Genomic DNA, 18,029 nt, shown 5'->3' with positions numbered 1-18,029 from the left:
CCACCATCCGTACCGCAAGCGAGTGGATAAGTCACCAAGATGCTAAAAATTGGTTTGACCATTGCGGGTATCATGTACAGTAACCTGGGAACCGCTCTAGATGAATTTTACTCCCTCAATTCAATGGCTGTCAACGTTTTTCCAGCAAGTCGAGGCGGTACGTTTCGTGGCGCTGCCCGGCTAGGTGGCGCAGCGGGCCACCGTCCCCGGCTTTGACGAGAAAATGTTCGTGCACGTCGTCGCCCGTCAGGGGGTAGTCGTGCACCGGGGGCGTCCAATGCACCAGCAGCAGCTGGCCGCCCGGCAGCAGCCGGTCGATGAGGCGGTCGGCGGCCAGCGCCAAATCGGCCGCTGACCAATAGTAGCCCACTTCCGATATCAGAATCAGGTCGAATTGCTTTTCCGGGAGTTCCTCCGGTACCTGCATGCGCTGCACCGTGACGTGCGGCAGGCCGGCGCAGCGCTGCCGGGCCTGGGCCAGGGCAGCTTCGCTCACGTCCACGGCCAGCAGGTGGCCGCAGCGCCGGGCCAGCTGCGCCGTTAAAACCCCCAGCGAGCAGCCAATTTCGAAGGCCTCCGGGTAATGCGCGCGCAGCAGCGCCGCCAAGGTGGCCGCATACTTTTCCCGTTCGTAGGGACTGCTTTCAAAACCCCACGGGTCGCGGTTGGCTTGGTACACCTGGTCGAAATACTCCGGTGGTAAGGTGTTGGGCTGGTCTTCGTTCATGATGGAAGGGCTTCAAAAAAGACTTCGTACGGAATGCTAAAATGCGCCAGCATCTCTGCCGAAAGCAGAAAGCCGCCCGGGTCGTCCGTAAATATCCCCGGCGCCACCTGCGACCGGTGCGCCGCAATGGCCCGCTGTTTCTGCCCCGCCACAGCTCCTATATCCAGCCGAAACCCGGTCACTTTATCTGCGTTCGTGGGCAAGTCGGCCGGGGCAGCGCGCTCCCAGGCCCACACCACGTACTCGAGCCGACGCGGGGCGGCCGCCATGCCAGCCAGGGCCGCCTGCACCAGTCGGCTGGTGGCGCGGTGGTCGGGGTGCGGGTCGCGCCGCCACGGAACCACCACAGTAGCCGTTTGGTGGCACTCTAAGAATTCGCGCAGCTGAGCTACTGCCGCCATAAATCCGGGCTCTTGTTCAGAAACGGGTACTCGGCTGTCGGGTAGGCCCAACAGAAGTGGTTCAGTGGCATCGGCGCCTAAAATGGTCAGGGCGTGCCGGAACTCAGTTTCGCGCACCGCCTGCCGCGCCGGGCCCGAGAACAGCGCGGAGTTAGGATGCGACATGCTGCCGTCGCTCACCAGCACCGCTGCCACGGGCGTGCCCGTCTGGTGCAGCAGGGCCATGAGCCCGCCGCAGCCCAAGGCTTCATCGTCGGGGTGCGGGGCGATGACTACAGTTGGGCCCAGGCTGGCCACAAAGCCGGCCTCCCGAACGGGGTAAGCGGAAAAAGGAAGCGCGGTTTCAGAGGACATCAGCAGCTGGACTCTCGGACTTTAGGCTTCGAAATGCTTGCCGTCGAGCACAAACCGGCCAACATCGGCCAGGGCGCCATCGGGTGCGGGCTGGCGCAGGTAGTGCGTTAGGTCGCGGTGCAGGCGCTCGAAGGGCAGGGGCTGGAGGAGGCCGCGGGCGCCCACGCACCGCTCGGCTTTCTGCAGCATGTCGAGGCTAATGTTTTCGATGGCGGTGCGCGTCATGTTGGCGTAGGCCACGGTGGCTTCGGCACCTTCGTCGGTGGCGGCGTCCGGGCGGGCGGCGTGGTCGGCCGCGCCCCGCAGCCACTGGCGGCCGCTTTCCAGGGCAATGGCCATTTCGCCCAGCCGCTGGCGCTGGTAGGGGTCGTCGGTGCGGCCCAGGCTGCGTAGGAAGCCCCGGGTTTCCTCAAACACGGCTTCGGCCCCGCCCAGCTGCACGGCGGCAAACCGAATGGCGCCGCCGCTGAACGCGGGCTGCCGGTAGTAGGCATTAGGAGGTCCAATCAGGTCCTCGGGCCCCAGTTCCAGCCCGGTCAGGTCAGCCCGGAAACTGGCCGAAGCCCGCATGCCCAGCGGCCGCCAAAACGAGGAATCCAGCACTGGCGGCCGGGCATCGGCGGGCAGCACAAACAGCTGCCAGCCCTGCCCGTCGGGCAACGCCCCCGTAATGAGGGGCCGTGCCACGTGGCCCGCGCCGGAGGCAAAGGTTTTGGCTCCCCGCAGGCGGTAGCGCCCGTTGGGCAGGGCTTCCAGATGCACGCCTTCGGATGGAATTTCGGTATTCCAGACTCCGAATAGCCGTCCGGCGCGGGCATCCGCCGCGTACCGTGCCACCTGCGCCGCGTTGCCGAGCTGCTGGATGAGCTGCAGGGCATTCAAATGGCCTTCGAAAACCCGGCCCACGGCCAGGTTGCCGCGCCCAATGTGCTGCAGTACTTTAAGGAGCGAATGCGTTGCGGCCGGGGTGTGCAGCTCGGCCCCGCCCAGCCGGGCAGGCAGCCCGGCCGTGAGCAGGCCCGCCGCGCGCAGCCAGTCGAACTCCCGGGTAGGAAACGCGCCCACCACGTCGGTTTCGCCGGCTTGCGCAAAGAGCCGGGGTGCCAGCTTAGCCGCCGCCGCTTCGGCTTGCGCGGGGCTGGCCAGGGGCCGAGGAAAGTCCGGCGAAACTGCCGAATCAGACGGCTCAACGGCCGCCTGGGGCGCTGCATTAACAGGAAGTAGAAAAGCGGCCGACATACACTCAGGAAACAGGCGGAAGGGAATAAGCTATACTGAAAAACCGCCTCTAGTGTTCAGCATCGGCTCAATTGCCGGCGATGCGGGCGCGGAGTCACAATTCCGTGCTGGTTGGGCTAGGTCCCCGGCGGGGCGGGTCCGTACCTTCGCGGCGGCAATGGTGCCCTGCTTACTCGCCTCCTTTTATGTCGTCCCGTCCTATTCGCGCTGCGTTGCTTTCCGTGTATCACAAAGACCGGCTGGCGCCCCTGGTGCAGGTGCTGCGGCAGCACGGCGTCACGTTGTATTCTACCGGTGGCACCCAGAAATTCCTGGAAGATGAAGGTGCTGAAGTAACCGCCGTGGAAGACCTGACTGGATTCCCGGAAGTATTCGGCGGACGTGTGAAAACGCTGCACCCGAAAGTATTCGGCGGCATCCTGCACCGCCGGCACGACGAGGCCGACCTCGCCCAGGCCGAGCAGCACGGCATTCCGCCCATCGACCTGGTAGTGGTGGACCTATACCCCTTTGAGGAAACCGTGGCCAGCGGGGCCGACGAAGCCGACGTCATCGAAAAAATCGACATCGGCGGCATTTCGCTGCTGCGCGCCGCCGCCAAAAACTACCGCGACGTGCTGGTCGTCAGCAGCCGCGACCAGTACGAGGCCGTGGCCAAGCTGCTGACCGCCAAAAACGGCGCAACCGACCTCGAAGACCGCCGCCACTACGCCGCCGCCGCCTTTGCCACCACCTCGCACTACGACACCGAAATATTCGGCTACCTCAGCCAGGATACCGCCGTGGCCGGCACGGCCCTGCGCGTGAGCGCCCAGCCCTCCACGTCCCTGCGCTACGGCGAGAACCCCCACCAAGCCGGCACGTTCTACGGCGACCTCACCGCGCTGTTCGACCAACTGCACGGCAAGCAGCTCAGCTACAACAACCTGGTGGACGTGGACGCCGCCGTGGCCCTAATGACCGAATTTGCCGATGGCCCGCCCGCCTGCGCCATCCTCAAGCACACCAACGCCTGCGGCGTAGCCCAGGCCGCCACCCTGCGCGATGCCTATGTGAACGCGCTCAGCTGCGACCCCACCTCCGCGTTCGGCGGCGTCATCATCGTGAACCAGGAAGTGGACGCCGCCACCGCGGCCGAGCTGAATCAGCTGTTTTTTGAAGTGCTGATTGCGCCCAGCTTCGCGGCTGATGCCCTACCCGTGCTGCAAAGCAAGAAAAACCGCATTTTGCTCCTGCAAAAGCCGGTGCAATTCCCGGCCAGGCAAATCAAAACCCTGCTCAACGGCATCATTGAGCAGGATGCCGACCGGCAGAGCGAAGGCCCCGCCGATTTCCGCACGGTTACGCAATCGGCCCCCACCGATGAGGAAACGACGGCCCTGGAATTTGCCGGTAAAATCTGCAAACACACCAAGAGCAACACCATCGTGCTGGCCCGTGCGGGCCAGCTGCTAGCCTCGGGCGTGGGCCAGACTTCCCGCGTCGATGCCCTGCGCCAGGCCATTGAGAAGGCCCGCGCCTTCGGCTTCGACCTGCACGGCGCCGTGATGGCCTCCGACGCCTTCTTCCCCTTCCCCGACTGCGTGGAAATCGCCGGCGCCGCCGGCATCCGCGCCGTGGTGCAGCCCGGTGGCTCCATCAAGGACGCGGATACCATCCGGGCCTGCGACGAGCTGGGCATGGCCATGGTGCTCACCGGCGTGCGCCACTTCAAGCACTAGCGCGGCAAGGCCTGGCGGCTACTGACTTTGCCCGCAGACCACTATGTTTGCCAGCCTCCGGCCTTCTTCACCCAGCCATTTCGCCATGAAACCCACCCGTCTCGAAACCCTGCTGTATGCTTGGGGGGCACTGTTGGTGCTGGGCGGAACCGCCGCCCGGATTGGACACCTCATTACTGGCGGCCAGGGTTACGCCGTGCTGTTGGGTGGCATTGCATTGAGCATTTGGGGCAGGAGGCTGACAAACAAGCGGACGCGGCAGCTGCAGCAGGAAAACCGGGAGTTGAAGGCGCAGCTTTCGCAGCGCCGCCAGAAGCCATAGCTCCCTACCCAAAGCGGGCCTGCCGGACTTTTCGCTCCGGTGAGAAGAGGTTTGGGCCTAGCGTAGCGAACCGCTTTACTCACGGAAGTCCCAACCCTTGCCCGGTTGGGGCTTTTTGTTTGATGGGGCCAATGCCCGTCGATTTCTATTCCGTGCACCGCGCCACAGCGGCCGCAAACGGCCCGGATATTATAGCCGTGCCCCGCCCAAACCTTCCGTACCTTTGCCCATTATTTTGCCCGGGCTAAGGCCGGGGCTTCGCCTTATTGCAGCTAACTCAATGGGTTTCTTTAATTTCCTTACCAGCGATATAGCCATTGACCTGGGTACGGCTAATACGCTCATCATTCACAACGATAAAATCGTGGTGGATGAGCCGAGCATCATCGCCAAAGACCGGACCACCAACAAAGTCATCGCCGTGGGCCGCCAGGCCCAGCAGATGCACGAGAAAACGCACGATAACATTCGCACCATCCGGCCGCTGAAGGACGGGGTAATTGCCGATTTCCACGCCGCCGAGGAAATGATTAAGGGCATGATTAAGATGATTGACACGCGGAACCGGCTGTTTCAGCCCTCGCACCGCATGGTCATCTGCATCCCGTCGGGCATTACCGAGGTAGAGAAACGCGCCGTGCGGGACTCCGCCGAGCACGCCGGGGCCAAGGAAGTCTGGATGATTCAGGAGCCGATGGCCGCGGCCATCGGCATCGGCATCGACGTGCAGCAGCCGGTGGGCTCGATGATTATCGACATCGGCGGCGGCACCACGGAAATTGCCGTTATCGCCCTGTCGGGCATCGTGTGCGACCAGTCGATTAAAACGGCCGGCGACGTCTTCAACCAGGACATTCTGGACTACATGCGCCGGCAGCACAACCTGCTCATCGGCGAGCGCTCGGCTGAGCGCATCAAGATTGAAGTAGGCGCCGCCCTCACCGAGCTCGACGTGCCGCCACCCGACCACGAAGTGCGCGGCCGCGACCTGATGACGGGCATTCCGAAAGTAATTAAAGTAACCTTCTCGGAAATCGCCATCGCCCTCGATAAATCGGTGGCCAAAATCGAAGAAGCCGTACTGAAAGCCCTCGAAATTTCACCACCCGAGCTGTCGGCCGATATTTACGAGAACGGCATTCACCTCACCGGCGGCGGCGCGCTGCTGCGCGGGCTGGACAAGCGCTTGGCTGCCAAAACCAAGCTGCCCATTCACATTGCCGAAGACCCGCTGCGCGCCGTGGTGCGCGGCACTGGCAAGGCCATCAAGGACATTCAGGCTTATAAGGGCGTGCTGCTAACGTAAGTTTAGAACAAGAAAAGGCCCGTCATGCTGAGCGAAGTCGAAGCCTCTCTACTGCAGCAGTAAATGAATTGCTTGTGCGGTAGAGATGCTTCGGCAAGCTCAGCATGACGTTCTTTTGTCGGCCGTTCTGCTACTTGAACTAATTAATAAACCTCCGTGCGGAATTTATTTCTTTTCCTATTTCGCTTTCGCGGGGCGTTAATTTTTGGCTTGTTGGAAGTAATTAGTCTGTATTTATTTATCACCAATAATTCGTATCAGCGGGCGGCTTTTTTTAATTCGGCTAATAAATACACCGGCGTGGTATTGGAGCGCCGCACGCAGATAACCGACTACTTCCAACTGGCGGAAATGAACCAGCAGCTGGCGGTTGAGAACGCCAGCTTGCGGCAGCAGCTGTACCCACCGGATACCACAGGGCGCGAAGCCGATTCGGTGGCCCTGCCCCCGGCCCGCACCGATTCGTTGCGGCGGATTCGCTACCAGCGCCCGGCCGCGCGCCCCGATACGTTGCTCCTGGGGCAGCAGGCCATTGCGGCCCGCGACCCGGGCTATCCACTCATGCCGGCCCGAGTTATCAACAATATGCTTCGGAATGTAGATAACTACCTTACGCTGAACGTGGGTAGTGCCAATGGCGTGCGTCCCGGCCTGGGGGTGATTGCGGCGGACGGAGTAGTGGGCCGGGTGAAAGTGGTGACCGAGCATTACGCCACGGTCACGAGTTTGCTGAATTCCAAAACCAGCATCTCTTCCAAAATCAAGCGCGATGGCACCTTCGGAACCGTCCGCTGGCTGGGCGACGACCCCACGCACGCCACGCTCGACAACGTGCTGCGCGAAACCCGGCTGGTGAAGGGCGACACGGTGGTGACGTCGGGCTACAATACGGTATTTCCGGAAGGGGTTTTTATTGGGACCATCGATTCATTTGTAAAAGAACCCGACAAAAATTTCTGGACCGTGCGTGTGAAACTGGGGGTCAATTTTGCTAATCTTACCTACGTGTACGTCGTGACCAGCCGGGCCAAAGCCGAGCGCGATACCGTAGAAGCCCGCTCGGGCATGCCACGGGAAGGAGCCCCGCGTCCATGAGTGGCCTCCGGTTTTTGCTCGTCCAGATATTACGCTTCGCCCTCTACGTCGGCGTGCACGTGCTGCTGATTAGCCGGCTGGTGCTGTTCGACCTGGGGTGGTGTTTTTTCTACCTGGGTTTTCTGTTGTTTCTGCCCATCGGCACGCCCATCGTGGTGCAGCTGCTGCTGTCGTTTGGTCTGGGGCTTACCATCGATATTTTCTACGATACGGGCGGGCTGCACGCGGCGGCGGCGGTGCTGCTGGGCTTTTTGCGGCCCTGGGTGCTGCGGCTGCTCACGCCGCGCGATGGCTACGACAGCGCCGACTCGGTGAACGTGCACCAGATGGGCTGGCAGTGGTTTGGCGTATACCTGGCCCTGCTGGTGATGCTGCACCACGCGGCGTTTTTTCTGCTGGAGCTCGGCAGTTTCCGCCACCTCGGCCTCACCATGGGAAAAATGCTCGTCAGTGCACTCTTTACCAGCTTGGCGCTGTTGATTGTGCAGCTGCTGTTCTTTCCCGTGCGCCGCGGCCGGAGTTAGTGGTGAGAGTGGTTAGCGTTATAATGAACGTCAGATGAGCATGACGTTTAGGGAAGTTCGTAACATAGTATGCAATACCTGGAAGGCCGTAAGTACATAGTGAAGGGCATCTTTTTGGTGGTGGCCCTCATCTTCCTCACCCGGTTATTTTTCATGCAGGTGCTGGATGGTACCTACAAGCTGGCCGCCGACCGAAACACCCTGCAGCGCCTGGTGCAGACACCGTATCGGGGCCTGATTTACGACCGCAAAAACGAGCTGCTGGTGCAGAATACGCCCGTGTACGACCTGATGGTGGTGCCCCGCGAAGTGAAGGGCCTCGACTCGTTGCGGTTCTGCGAGCTGCTGCAAATTCCCATCGAAGACTTGCGCAGCAGCCTGCTGGCGGCCAAGAAATACTCCCGCAACAAGCCCTCACCGGTGGTGCAGAACCTGACCACGCCGGACCTGGCCGCTATCTCCGACCGGCTGAGCGACTTCCCGGGTTTCCGCATTCAGGCGCGTATGGCGCGGGCCTACCGCACGCCCAACCTGGCGCACGCCCTGGGTTACGTGGGCGCCATCACGCCGGCGTTTCTTGAAAATCCGAAGTACGCCAAGTACCGCCCCGGCGAAAACGTAGGCATTTCGGGCCTGGAGTCCTATTACGAGGAAACGCTGATGGGCCGGCGCGGCGTGCAGTACAAAATGGTGAACGTGCGCGGCATTGAGAAGGGCAAGTTTCGGGATGGGGAGTTTGATACGCTCTCGGTGGCGGGGCAGGACTTGCACCTGAGCATCGACGCCGAGCTGCAGGCCTACGGCGAGCAGCTGCTGGCCGGCCGCCGCGGCTCCATTGTGGCCATCGACCCCAAAACGGGCGAGATTCTGGCCTTTGTGTCGGCCCCGCACTACGACCCCAAACTGCTGTCCGGCAAGGGTTCCGGCAACCGCTACATGGCCCTGCTCAACGACCCCAACCGGCCGCTGTTTGACCGGCCCCTGATGGCCACTTACCCGCCAGGCTCGGTGTTTAAGCTGGTGAACGAGCTGGTGGCGCTGCAGCTGGGGGTGGTCACGCCCAATACGTCGTTTGAGTGCAACCAGCGGCTGGTGCGCTGCACCCACCGCCACGAGCGGCCCAGCAACGTGAGTATCGCTATTAAGCAAAGCTGCAACCCCTATTTCTACCAAGTGATGCAGGCGGCTGTGGTGCGCCGCCAGGCGCCCAACAAGTACGACGATGCCCGCATTGGCCTGGGGCAGTGGCAGAAAATGGTGAAGTCCTTCGGCCTCGGCGAGAAGCTGGGGGTGGACATGAGTCAGGAAAAGCGCGGCCTCATTCCTTCGCCGGAATTTTACGACAAGAAGTTCTTCAACAAAAAAGAAAACCGCCAGCACCGCTGGAGCTACCGCAACGTGTACTCGCTGAGCATCGGGCAGGGCGAAATCGGCATCACGGGCCTGCAAATGGCCAACGTGCTGGCCACCATTGCCAACCGCGGCTATTACTACACGCCGCATTTTGTGCGCGGCATCGGCAACGGCGGGCCGCTGCCGCAGTACCGCGAACGGCACTACACGGCCATCGATACCACGCTCTTCAAGCACATCATCCCCGGCATGGTGCAGGTTGTGGACGGCAACGGCGGCACCGGCAATCTGGCATCGTTGGCGCAGTTTGGCATTTCGGTGGCCGGCAAAACCGGTACCGTGCAAAACTCCCACGGCTTCGACCACGCCACGTTTGCTGGCTTTGCGCCTGTCAATAACCCCCGGATTGCCATTTCTGTGTTCATCGAGAACAGCGGCTTTGGGGGCACCAGCGCTGCTCCGGCCGCCGGCCTCATGATTGAGAAGTACCTGCGCAACAAGGTGGCCCCGCACCGCAAAAACTGGGAAGACTGGGTGATGTACGGCGACTTTACCAAGAAGCTGAAGCATTAAGTACAGCCCAACGGGCCACCCAGGCGAGCCGCTTCACCTTCGGCCGGCCCGTGCTTCATCTCCGCTAACATTTCCTGCGTATTGAAGTTGTAGCGCCTCTTTCGCTCTCTTTAACTTTTGTATTTATGGAATCTCTGCAAGGAAAAGTCGCTTTGGTAACCGGTGCCGGTAAAGGAATTGGCCGCGCCGTAGCCCTGGCCCTCGCCGCCGAAGGCGTGCATGTGGGCCTGCTGGCCCGTACCGATAGCGACCTGCAAGCCCTCGCCGCCGAAATAGCCGCCGCCGGGGGCACCGCCGCCACGGCCGTGGCCGACGTGGCCGACCGCACCGCCGTGAATGCGGCCGTGGCCCAACTGCACCAAGAACTGGGTCCGATTGACATCCTCATCAACAACGCCGGCATTGGCCACTTCGCCAAGTTTCTGGAGATGGAGCCCGAGCAGTGGGAGCACATCATCCAGGTAAACCTGATGGGTACCTACTACGTGACCCGCGCCGTGCTGCCGGACATGATTTTGCGTCAGACCGGCGACATTATCAATATTTCTTCTACCTCCGGGCAGCGGGCGGCGGCGGGTAGCAGCGCTTATAGCGCCTCCAAGTTTGCCGTGCTCGGCCTCACCGAAGCCTTGATGCAGGAGGTACGCAAGCATAATATCCGCGTGTCGGCCCTTACGCCCAGCACCGTGGCCACGCCGCTGGCGCTGGAAAACAACCTCACCGACGGCAATCCTGAGAAGGTGATGCAACCCGAGGACCTGGCCGAATTCATCGTCTCACAGCTGAAGCTGAACCGCCGGATTTTCATCAAGGAAGCGGGCATGTGGTCTACCAATCCGTAAGGTGCATGAGGACGAGCAAATACCTATTTTTAAAGTAAGTTTAATAACTTACACGTCTTTCTTACTTTTTCTACCGCAACAATGAAGGCTTATTCTCTGCTGCTACTCCTGCCTTTGATGAGCATGAGCAAGTGCGATGAAGACGTATTTGAAAAGCATGCAATTCCGGCATTCGCTTTACCGCCAGCTACGCAATCAGGAGCCAATACAATAGGTTTCATCCTTGACAACCGAGTGTGGCGAGACTACGGCGTTAGCTGCACAACTTTCCGGTGCGACAGCAATAAGGTTCGCGGTTTGTATACGACCACTGGTGAGCAATTTACCTTATATGCAGGGCTAAGTGGTCGGGATATTAGCGGAAGATATATTGATGAGGATTTTAGTATAAATCTGAGCCAAATTACCAGCGTCGGAGTTTATTCGTCGGACGCAATTGCAAGGTGGATGAGCTTTAGTAATGGCCCTTACAGCGAATACCTTTCTTCGCCAGGCAAGGCAGCCATTGTCATTACCAAGCTCGACACAACTCAGCACATTATTGCCGGCACTTTTAGCGGGGTCCTACGCTACCGAGCAGACATCACTAAAGCCATTACAGTAAGTGATGGGCGTTTCGATATTCGGTACCGATAAAATCAGAGGGTTTACAAATCAAAAAGGCCACCCATAACGGGTGGCCTTTTTGATTTAGTGGGGTGTTTTCTACAAAATGCCGCTCAGCAAGCCGGGAACAATGCCCAGGGCGATGCTCAGCAGAGCCAGCAGGGCAAGGGTCACGGTCTGGATGCCATCGACGGGCACGGGCGTGGCGCCTTCCTCGGCGGGGCGCAGGTACATAGCAATGAGGGGACGCAGGTAGTAATACAGGCCCACCATGCTCATCACCAGCGCAAACACTACGAGGCCGATGTAGCCCTGGCCCACGGCGGCAGCCAGCAGGAAGAACTTACCAAAGAAGCCACCCGTGAGCGGAATGCCAGCCAGCGAAAGCATGGCCACCGTCATGCTGAACGCCAGCAGCGGGTTGGTTTTGCCCAGGCCGTTGAGGGCGGCGTAGTCGTCGCGCTGGCGGTGGTCGGCCACCAGCTTCAGCACGCCAAAGGCGGCGATGGTGGCAATGGAATAAGCCAGGGAGTAGAAGAAAATGCCACTGGCGGCCTCGCCGATGAGGTTGCCCCGGCTGGCCACGAGGCCAATGAGCAGGTAGCCGGCGTGGCTCACGCTGGAGTAGGCCAGCATGCGCTTGGTGCTGGTCTGCACGGCGGCGCCCACGTTGCCCAGCAGCAGCGTGAGGGCGCACATGGCCTGAATGGTGGGCAGCCAGAAGCCCTGGGCATCGGGCAGGGCCACGGCCAGCAGCTTGAGGAAGGCAGCGAAACCAGCCGTTTTCACCACAGTGCTCATGAACGCGGTGAAGAAGGTGGGGGTGCCCTCGTACACGTCGGGCGTCCAGAAATGGAACGGCGCGGCCGATACCTTAAAGCCGATGCCGATAATCATCATCAGGATACCGATGTAGAGCATGGGCTGCAGGCTGGCGTTTGCGGGCGCTGCCACAGCCGTGCTCAGCTCCGAAAGCACGAAGGTGCCGGTAGCTCCGTAAAGTAGCGCGACGCCGAAGAGCAGAATGCCGGTGGCAAAAGCGCCCATCAGGAAGTATTTCAGGGCGGCTTCGTTGCTGCGCGCGTCGCGCTTGCTGGAGCCGGCCAGCACGTACATGCTAACGCTCAGAATTTCGATGCCCACGAAAAGCATGATGAGGTGGTTGTAGCCTATCATCATCACGGCGCCTACCAGCGAGAAGAGCAGCAGCGAGTAGTATTCCGCCAGGTTGGGTTCGCCGGCCACCACGTAGCTGCGCGAGAAAGGCAGCAGCACAATGGTGGTGAGCACCACGATGCCGGTGAAGGCCACCGTGTAGTTGTCCACCACCAGCATGCTGTTGTAGAACGACTGCGTGCCCTGGCCCCAGTCGGCCAGGTTCACCCCGAACACAATCAGCAGCAGCAGCATGGCTCCGGGCAGCAGCACCTTGTTCGAGCGCAGGAATCCCAGGAACAGGTTGATGATGCCGAAGACGGAGAGGAGAATGATGGAAGTCATATCGGGTAACCCCACCCCCCGGCCCCCTCCCCGATGGGGAGGGGGTGCCAGGCGACTTAGGGCTCTTGGTTTAGTAAATCAAAAGCCCCTCCCCAAGAGGGGAGGGGTTGGGGTGGGGTTAGCGACCGACCAACGACAGCAGGTTGGTCACGGCCGGCTCCGAGATATGCAGGAACGTGCCCGGAAAAAGGCCCAGCCAGAACACCAGCACGATGAGCGGCACCAGTATCAGCAGCTCGCCGCCGGTGAGGTCTGTGATGGTTTCGGAGAACGCGGAGTCGGGGCCGAGCATCACGCGCTGGAACATGCGCAGCAGGTACACGGCCGAGAAGATGATGGTGAGGCCGGCCACGGCGCCCACCCAGGCATTGTACTGGTACACGCCGGCTAGCAGCAGGAATTCGCCCACGAAGCCGCCCGTGAGCGGCAGGGCCACGGTGCTGAGCAGCATCACCAGGAAGCAGACCGTGAGGATGGGCGTGCGGCGGGTGAGGCCGCCCAAATCAGGAATGTGGCGGGTGCCGGTGCGGCGCTCAATGGCATCGGCCACGAAGAACATGCCCACCACGTTCACGCCGTGGGCCAGCATTTGCACCACCGCGCCCTGCAGGCCGATTTGGGTGAGCGAGAACACGCCGGCCGCCATCAGGCCCACGTGGGAGAGCGACGAATAGGCAATGAGCCGCTTCAGGTCGCGCTGCCGGATGGCAATGATGGCCCCGTAAATGATGCCGATAACGGCCAGGATAACCACTAGAAAACCCCACTGGCTCACGCCCAGCGGCACCACGGGCAGCAGCCACCGCATGGTGCCGTAGATGCCCATTTTCAGCATGATGCCCGAGAGCAGCATGGTAGCCGGAGCGGGCGCTTCAGTGTAGGTATCAGGCTGCCAGGTGTGGAAGGGGAAGATGGGCATCTTCACGGCGAAGGCCGCAAAAATGAGCCAGAACAACCACGACTGCTCCGATGCGCTCAAGGTGAGGCCATAGAAGGCCGACAGCTCCGAGGAGTGCGGGGCCAGCGAGCCCACGCCGGGGCCGGTTTGCAGGTAGAGGTACACGAAGCCGGCCAGCATAAACAGCGAGCCCACCACGGTGTAGAGGAAAAACTTGAGGGTGACGGCCACGCGGCGCTCGCCGCCCCAGGCGCCGGCCAGAAAGTAAATCGGAATCAGCGCGACTTCCCAGAAGAAGTAAAACAGGAACGCATCGAGCGAGACAAACACGCCGATGAGGCCCGTTTGCATGAAGAGCACCAGCGCGTAGAAAGTCGAGGGGTTGTCGTAGTTGTGCTTGAAGGCGGCCAGCAGAATGAGCGGCACCAGGAACGTGGTGAGCAGCACCAGCAGCAAACTCAGGCCGTCGAGGCCGAGGTGGAAGTTGATGCCGGCCGAGGGAATCCAGGCGTAGTTGAGGTCAAACGAAGCGGTGCCGGTGGCTTTGAAGGCGAACGCGGCGTATATCGCCAGGCCAAATTCGAGAAGCGAGGCGCCCAGGGCCAGGGCCCGGGCGGCGGCTCCCTTGGTGAATAGCAGCAGCAAAGCGGCAGCCAGCGGGAGGAAAAGCAGTACGGCAGTCAGCATGAACGAGCGGGTTGGGCGCGTTGCGAGGCAGGAGAACCGCCTCGCAAATTGACCGCAAACTTACGCACGGACCGCCAAGGGTGCGCGGTATTTGCTGAACTTCTGTGCGTGGCCTGCTTCCGGCGCATGAGCACGGGCTTGGTGGGCAGCCGGAATTGGGTCGGGCGGCAGGCTTGTGGCACCAGCGGCGCACCTCCCAGCCGGGTGGGATTAGCGCGGGACTACTTTTGCGCCGCCTGCTGCGCACGGCCTACTCCGGCACCAGCCGTTGCGCATTTCCCTAAAAACCATGTCGCTCACTTTACTGCCCGTTGTCTCGCGGCTGGCGCCCACGCCCAGCGGCTACCTGCACCTGGGCAACGCCGTGAACTTCGCGCTCACCTGGCTGCTCACGCGGCAAGCTGACGGCGTGCTCCACCTGCGCATCGACGACCTGGACCGGGCCCGACTGCGCCCAGCCTACCTCGATAATATTTTTCGGGTCATCGACTGGCTGGGCCTCGACTACGACCACGGCCCCAGCGGCCCCGACGATTTCCTGCGCCACCATTCCCAACTGCTGCACCTGCCCGAGTACAACGCGGTCTTGCGCCGCCTGGCGCAGCAGCCGGGCCTGGTGCAGGCCAGCCAGCGCACCCGCACCGGCGGCCCCGAAGCGCCCGTGCCGCTCGACACGCCCGGCGCCGCCTGGCGCGTTCGGGTGCCAGCCGATACCACAATAGCTATTGCCGATGCCTGGCAGGAGAGCACCAACGTGCCCCTCGGCGCGCTGATGCCGGATTTTGTCATTCGCAAGAAAGACGGCGTAGCGGCTTACCAGGTGGCCTCAGTGGTAGATGATTTGCGCCTGGGTACCACTTTGGTGGTGCGCGGCCTGGATTTGCAGCCCAGCACGGCCGCGCAGCTGTGGCTGGCCAGCCGGCTTTCCGAAACGGCAACTTTCAACGCGGCGCGGGTTCGGTTCTTTCATCATCCGCTGCTGACGGATGCGGGCGGCCAGAAGCTTTCCAAGTCGCAGCAACTGCCGCTGGATGCCGGTGTGTTGGGCCAAAAAGATGGAAAACAAGCCGTGTTTCAGGCGGTAGCCGGCTTGCTGAAGCTGCCCTTCGACGCAGGCGAAAACCTAGCGACAATCCAGCATGGTTTTGAATCCATGGAATTCTCTTCTCCCTCCTTTTAAAATGAGGTGCGAAAAAGCTACCGCACTTCCTTCTTGAATTGCTCGGCCCAATAATCGGCTAGCCGGGTGGGTTCGGGCAGCTTGTAGCCGCGCAGGCAGGCCAGGGTGAGGCGGGTAGCGGTGGCCTGGTCGCAGCGGTGGCCGGGGCTCACGAACAGCGGCAGCACCTTGTCTTTGCTGCGGACTACCTCCCCAATCAGCTCGCCGGTTTTGGCATCGGTGAGCGGCGTGATATTGCCGCGCTCAAGGCCCGGTTCCTGAAAAATGCCCGTCAGCTTCTGCTTAGCTACGCCGAAGGTGGGCACGTCGAGCAGCACGCCGAGGTGCGCGGCAATGCCCATGCGGCGCGGGTGCGCAATGCCGTGCCCGTCCACCATTATCACATCGGGCTTGTTTTCGAGCTTGGCGAAGGCGTGGATGACGTTAGGCGCTTCGCGGAAAGAGAGGAAGCCCGGCACGTAGGGCATGTCCACGATGCCGTAGTTGTACACCTTTTCCACCAGCTCGAGGGAGGGAAATTTCAGTACCACAAACACCGAGAGAATCGTGTCGGGGGTGGGAAACGAAGAATCGCAGCCGGCAATGAGGCGCGGCTCGCGGGCCAGGGGCTCGGCGCGCACCCGCAGGCGCATTTCCTGTTGCTGTTGGGTGAGGCTTTTTACCAGAGCGGGGTCGGGCGGCGGGCCGGGCGGGCGGTAGTAGGGCATGTTTTTAATTAGAAATTACCAACTGATTCTACGCGCTAAATCGGAGTTCAGCCATCTTCCTGCCTGCTGGCATGACCTGCACGTTGAACCTGTACATGGCTTCCCTGATTAGCTCGACGGGGAAAGCTTCGGCGATGGGCTTGTCGCGGCGGCTGAGCGGGGTGGTGAGCCACGCGCTGGTTGAGTACGCCCTACCTCAACTCGCAGCCGGTCTGGGCACAGGCCACTGCACGAAGCCAACGCATTTGGCCGTTCCCTCCGCCGGAATACTCTCGTCCGCACCAGCCCCGAGGGGGCATCTTATGAAAAGACCGGGCGGAAAAAGCTGCGCTCGTAGCTGAGGATGCAGCGGGTGTCTTCGGCGTAGCGGAAGGCGGCCTGGCAGTCGGGGTACGCAAACGAGAGCTGGCGGTAGCGCTCGTACGCCGCTAGGCTCTCGAATGTGAAGAATGCCAATGCAATGTTGTTGGCGCCCTCGCTGGGCAGGAAATAGCCGTGGTGCTGCCCTCCGAACCGCGCCACCAGCGGCAGCCATAACCGGCCGTAATGCTCAAATTCGGTGAGTTTGGTGGGGTCCAGCACGTAGCGGACGTAAACGGTGACCATAAAGCTGGGCCTAGAAAGGGTGAAGGCCGCCGGCGGGGCGGTCGAATGCGAGAAATATGGAAGCGAAAGCAGGTTACCTGTACAAGCTCAGCCTGTTTTCAACCCGATTTGTCAGATAATGAGTAGAAAGGCAAGTTGTACAGTCAGAGGAAGATGGCGGTTGCAGAACTTGGTTTTGGTGGGCCTGATTCAGAGTAGTTGCTTCACGGGTGCCCGGGATGATGCTTCGGGGCGACTGTTGCGCCGCCCAGCGTGTGTATTTGCGTCCAAAAGTGGCCGGAGCAGGGCTCCTGCTGGATTCAGCTGCCGGTCAGACCGGCCTTTCAGCAGCTTTTTGAGCTTGTAAACGACTGCCACAAGTCAACACGCTTCGCGGCTTATGGACGTACGCCCGCTAAGCAGGGTGCGCGGGTAGTAAGGCTGCTGTCTACGGCCAGATGGCGGCGGGGCTTGATGCCGCAATTGTCTAACCCGTAGCGGGCCGCTACTTGCTGCCAGCCGCCGAGCTCGTGCCCTTGGGCAGGAGGTATTGCTGGTAACACGCCAAGTATCGGGCGTAGCGGTCCTTCACGTAGCTGGGGGTAGTAAAGCTGTGGAACTGCCCGGGATAAATAACCAGCTGGGTGGGCACGTTCAGGCTTTTGAGCGCCTGGTACATCTGCTCGGTGTTGAGCAAGGGCACGTTGAAGTCTTTTTCGCCGCACATAAACAGGGTGGGCGTTTTGATGCGGTCGGCGTGAAAGAAGGGGTAGGACACGCGCAGGTACACGTCGGTGTTTTTCCAGGGGGTGCCGAGTTCGGTTTCGTAGTCGCGGATGTACTGGTCGGTGCCATAGCCGGCCAGCACGTTGGCGATGCCAGCGCCGCTCACGGCGGCTTTGAAGCGCTGGTCGCGGGCAATGACCTGGTCGGTCATGATGCCTCCGTAGCTCCAGCCGCCCACGCCCAGCCGCTCGGGGTCGGCCACGCCTTGCGCTAGGGCGTAGTCCACCACGGCCAGTACGTCGTCGGTATCCTTATTGCCCCAGTCGGTATAAATGGCTTTGCTGTATTCCAGGCCCCGACCCGAGCTACCGCGGGGGTTGGCCGCTACCACGGCAAAGCCATTGGCAGCAAAGTACTGCCACTCAAAGGAAAACCCGTAGCCAAACTGCGCCACCGGCCCGCCGTGAATGCGCAGCAGCGTGGGGTATTTGCGGCCGGCCGGTAGCCCACGGGCTTCACCAAAAAGCCGCTTACCGGCGTGCCGTCTTTGCTTGTGGTTTGAATAGCTTCCACCGGGCTCAGGGAAACTGAGGTGGTCCAATTAGGCTGGACAGTTTAGGGCAGTAGTTTGAAGAAGTTGTTGGTGAGCGTGATAGGGCATCTGATAGCCGATACTGGAGTGC

The 18,029-nt window shown here is 61.3% G+C and carries 17 protein-coding genes; 9 read left to right on the top strand and 8 right to left on the bottom strand.

The annotated features are described in order from the left end of the window. Window positions 1-130 precede the first annotated feature (130 nt). The 3 genes from BEN47_RS15975 to BEN47_RS15965 are packed head-to-tail and all read right to left on the bottom strand — an operon-like array spanning window position 131 to window position 2,721. Window positions 131-727: a class I SAM-dependent methyltransferase gene (locus tag BEN47_RS15975; protein WP_070729629.1), complete on the bottom strand. Its 597-nt coding sequence runs from the start codon at window positions 725-727 to the stop codon at window positions 131-133. Next, window positions 724-1,482, bottom strand: a complete 759-nt coding sequence (locus BEN47_RS15970) for a PIG-L deacetylase family protein (RefSeq protein ID WP_070729628.1) — start codon at window positions 1,480-1,482, stop codon at window positions 724-726. The genes BEN47_RS15975 and BEN47_RS15970 overlap by 4 nt, the downstream gene beginning before the upstream one ends. A gap of 21 nt (window positions 1,483-1,503) precedes the next feature. Further along, the gene (locus BEN47_RS15965; protein ID WP_083322489.1) at window positions 1,504-2,721 is read right to left on the bottom strand and encodes an acyl-CoA dehydrogenase family protein; all 1,218 of its coding nucleotides are present in this window, start codon (window positions 2,719-2,721) and stop codon (window positions 1,504-1,506) included. Between the two features lie 185 nt (window positions 2,722-2,906). Between BEN47_RS15965 and purH the strand changes: the two genes are divergently transcribed. The 8 genes from purH (at window position 2,907) to BEN47_RS15925 (ending at window position 11,093) form a co-directional block, all read left to right on the top strand. After that, complete coding sequence (purH, locus tag BEN47_RS15960; protein WP_070729626.1) at window positions 2,907-4,442, top strand: bifunctional phosphoribosylaminoimidazolecarboxamide formyltransferase/IMP cyclohydrolase; 1,536 nt, start codon at window positions 2,907-2,909, stop codon at window positions 4,440-4,442. An 85-nt stretch (window positions 4,443-4,527) separates the two neighbouring features. After that, complete coding sequence (locus BEN47_RS15955) at window positions 4,528-4,764, top strand: hypothetical protein (protein ID WP_125921721.1); 237 nt, start codon at window positions 4,528-4,530, stop codon at window positions 4,762-4,764. Between the two features lie 280 nt (window positions 4,765-5,044). Further along, complete coding sequence (locus tag BEN47_RS15950) at window positions 5,045-6,070, top strand: rod shape-determining protein (protein WP_070729623.1); 1,026 nt, start codon at window positions 5,045-5,047, stop codon at window positions 6,068-6,070. A gap of 156 nt (window positions 6,071-6,226) precedes the next feature. Continuing rightward, window positions 6,227-7,165, top strand: coding sequence for a rod shape-determining protein MreC (gene mreC / locus BEN47_RS15945; RefSeq protein WP_070729621.1), 939 nt, complete (start codon window positions 6,227-6,229; stop codon window positions 7,163-7,165). After that, window positions 7,162-7,689, top strand: coding sequence for a hypothetical protein (locus BEN47_RS15940; protein ID WP_070729619.1), 528 nt, complete (start codon window positions 7,162-7,164; stop codon window positions 7,687-7,689). Before mreC ends, BEN47_RS15940 begins: the two co-directional genes overlap by 4 nt. 69 nt (window positions 7,690-7,758) lie before the next feature. Beyond that, window positions 7,759-9,615, top strand: a complete 1,857-nt coding sequence (mrdA, locus tag BEN47_RS15935; protein WP_070729617.1) for a penicillin-binding protein 2 — start codon at window positions 7,759-7,761, stop codon at window positions 9,613-9,615. Between the two features lie 125 nt (window positions 9,616-9,740). Next, window positions 9,741-10,457, top strand: a complete 717-nt coding sequence (locus BEN47_RS15930; protein WP_070729615.1) for a 3-ketoacyl-ACP reductase — start codon at window positions 9,741-9,743, stop codon at window positions 10,455-10,457. An 81-nt stretch (window positions 10,458-10,538) separates the two neighbouring features. Continuing rightward, window positions 10,539-11,093: a Riean_0653 family protein gene (locus BEN47_RS15925; protein WP_070729613.1), complete on the top strand. Its 555-nt coding sequence runs from the start codon at window positions 10,539-10,541 to the stop codon at window positions 11,091-11,093. A gap of 69 nt (window positions 11,094-11,162) precedes the next feature. On the opposite strand, the gene BEN47_RS15920 is transcribed toward BEN47_RS15925, so the two are convergent. Then, window positions 11,163-12,563: an NADH-quinone oxidoreductase subunit N gene (locus BEN47_RS15920; protein ID WP_070729611.1), complete on the bottom strand. Its 1,401-nt coding sequence runs from the start codon at window positions 12,561-12,563 to the stop codon at window positions 11,163-11,165. A gap of 118 nt (window positions 12,564-12,681) precedes the next feature. Next, entirely contained in the window at window positions 12,682-14,148 is a 1,467-nt protein-coding gene (locus tag BEN47_RS15915) for a complex I subunit 4 family protein (RefSeq protein ID WP_070729609.1), read from the bottom strand. A 289-nt stretch (window positions 14,149-14,437) separates the two neighbouring features. Between BEN47_RS15915 and BEN47_RS15910 the strand changes: the two genes are divergently transcribed. Further along, window positions 14,438-15,328: a glutamate--tRNA ligase family protein gene (locus tag BEN47_RS15910; protein ID WP_070729631.1), complete on the top strand. Its 891-nt coding sequence runs from the start codon at window positions 14,438-14,440 to the stop codon at window positions 15,326-15,328. Between the two features lie 17 nt (window positions 15,329-15,345). On the opposite strand, the gene nfi is transcribed toward BEN47_RS15910, so the two are convergent. From nfi to BEN47_RS15895, 3 genes are all read right to left on the bottom strand, one after another. Further along, window positions 15,346-16,035 carry a deoxyribonuclease V gene (nfi, locus tag BEN47_RS15905; protein ID WP_070729607.1) on the bottom strand — a complete coding sequence of 230 codons (690 nt, stop codon included), beginning with the start codon at window positions 16,033-16,035 and terminating at the stop codon, window positions 15,346-15,348. Between the two features lie 300 nt (window positions 16,036-16,335). Then, complete coding sequence (locus tag BEN47_RS15900; protein ID WP_070729605.1) at window positions 16,336-16,641, bottom strand: NIPSNAP family protein; 306 nt, start codon at window positions 16,639-16,641, stop codon at window positions 16,336-16,338. Between the two features lie 484 nt (window positions 16,642-17,125). Next, entirely contained in the window at window positions 17,126-17,947 is an 822-nt protein-coding gene (locus tag BEN47_RS15895) for an alpha/beta hydrolase family protein (RefSeq protein WP_070729602.1), read from the bottom strand. Window positions 17,948-18,029 lie beyond the last annotated feature (82 nt).

It is taken from the genome of Hymenobacter lapidarius (genome assembly GCF_001816145.1).
GTDB lineage: Bacteria > Bacteroidota > Bacteroidia > Cytophagales > Hymenobacteraceae > Hymenobacter > Hymenobacter lapidarius.
This window is presented reverse-complemented; position numbering and strand designations above follow the sequence as displayed.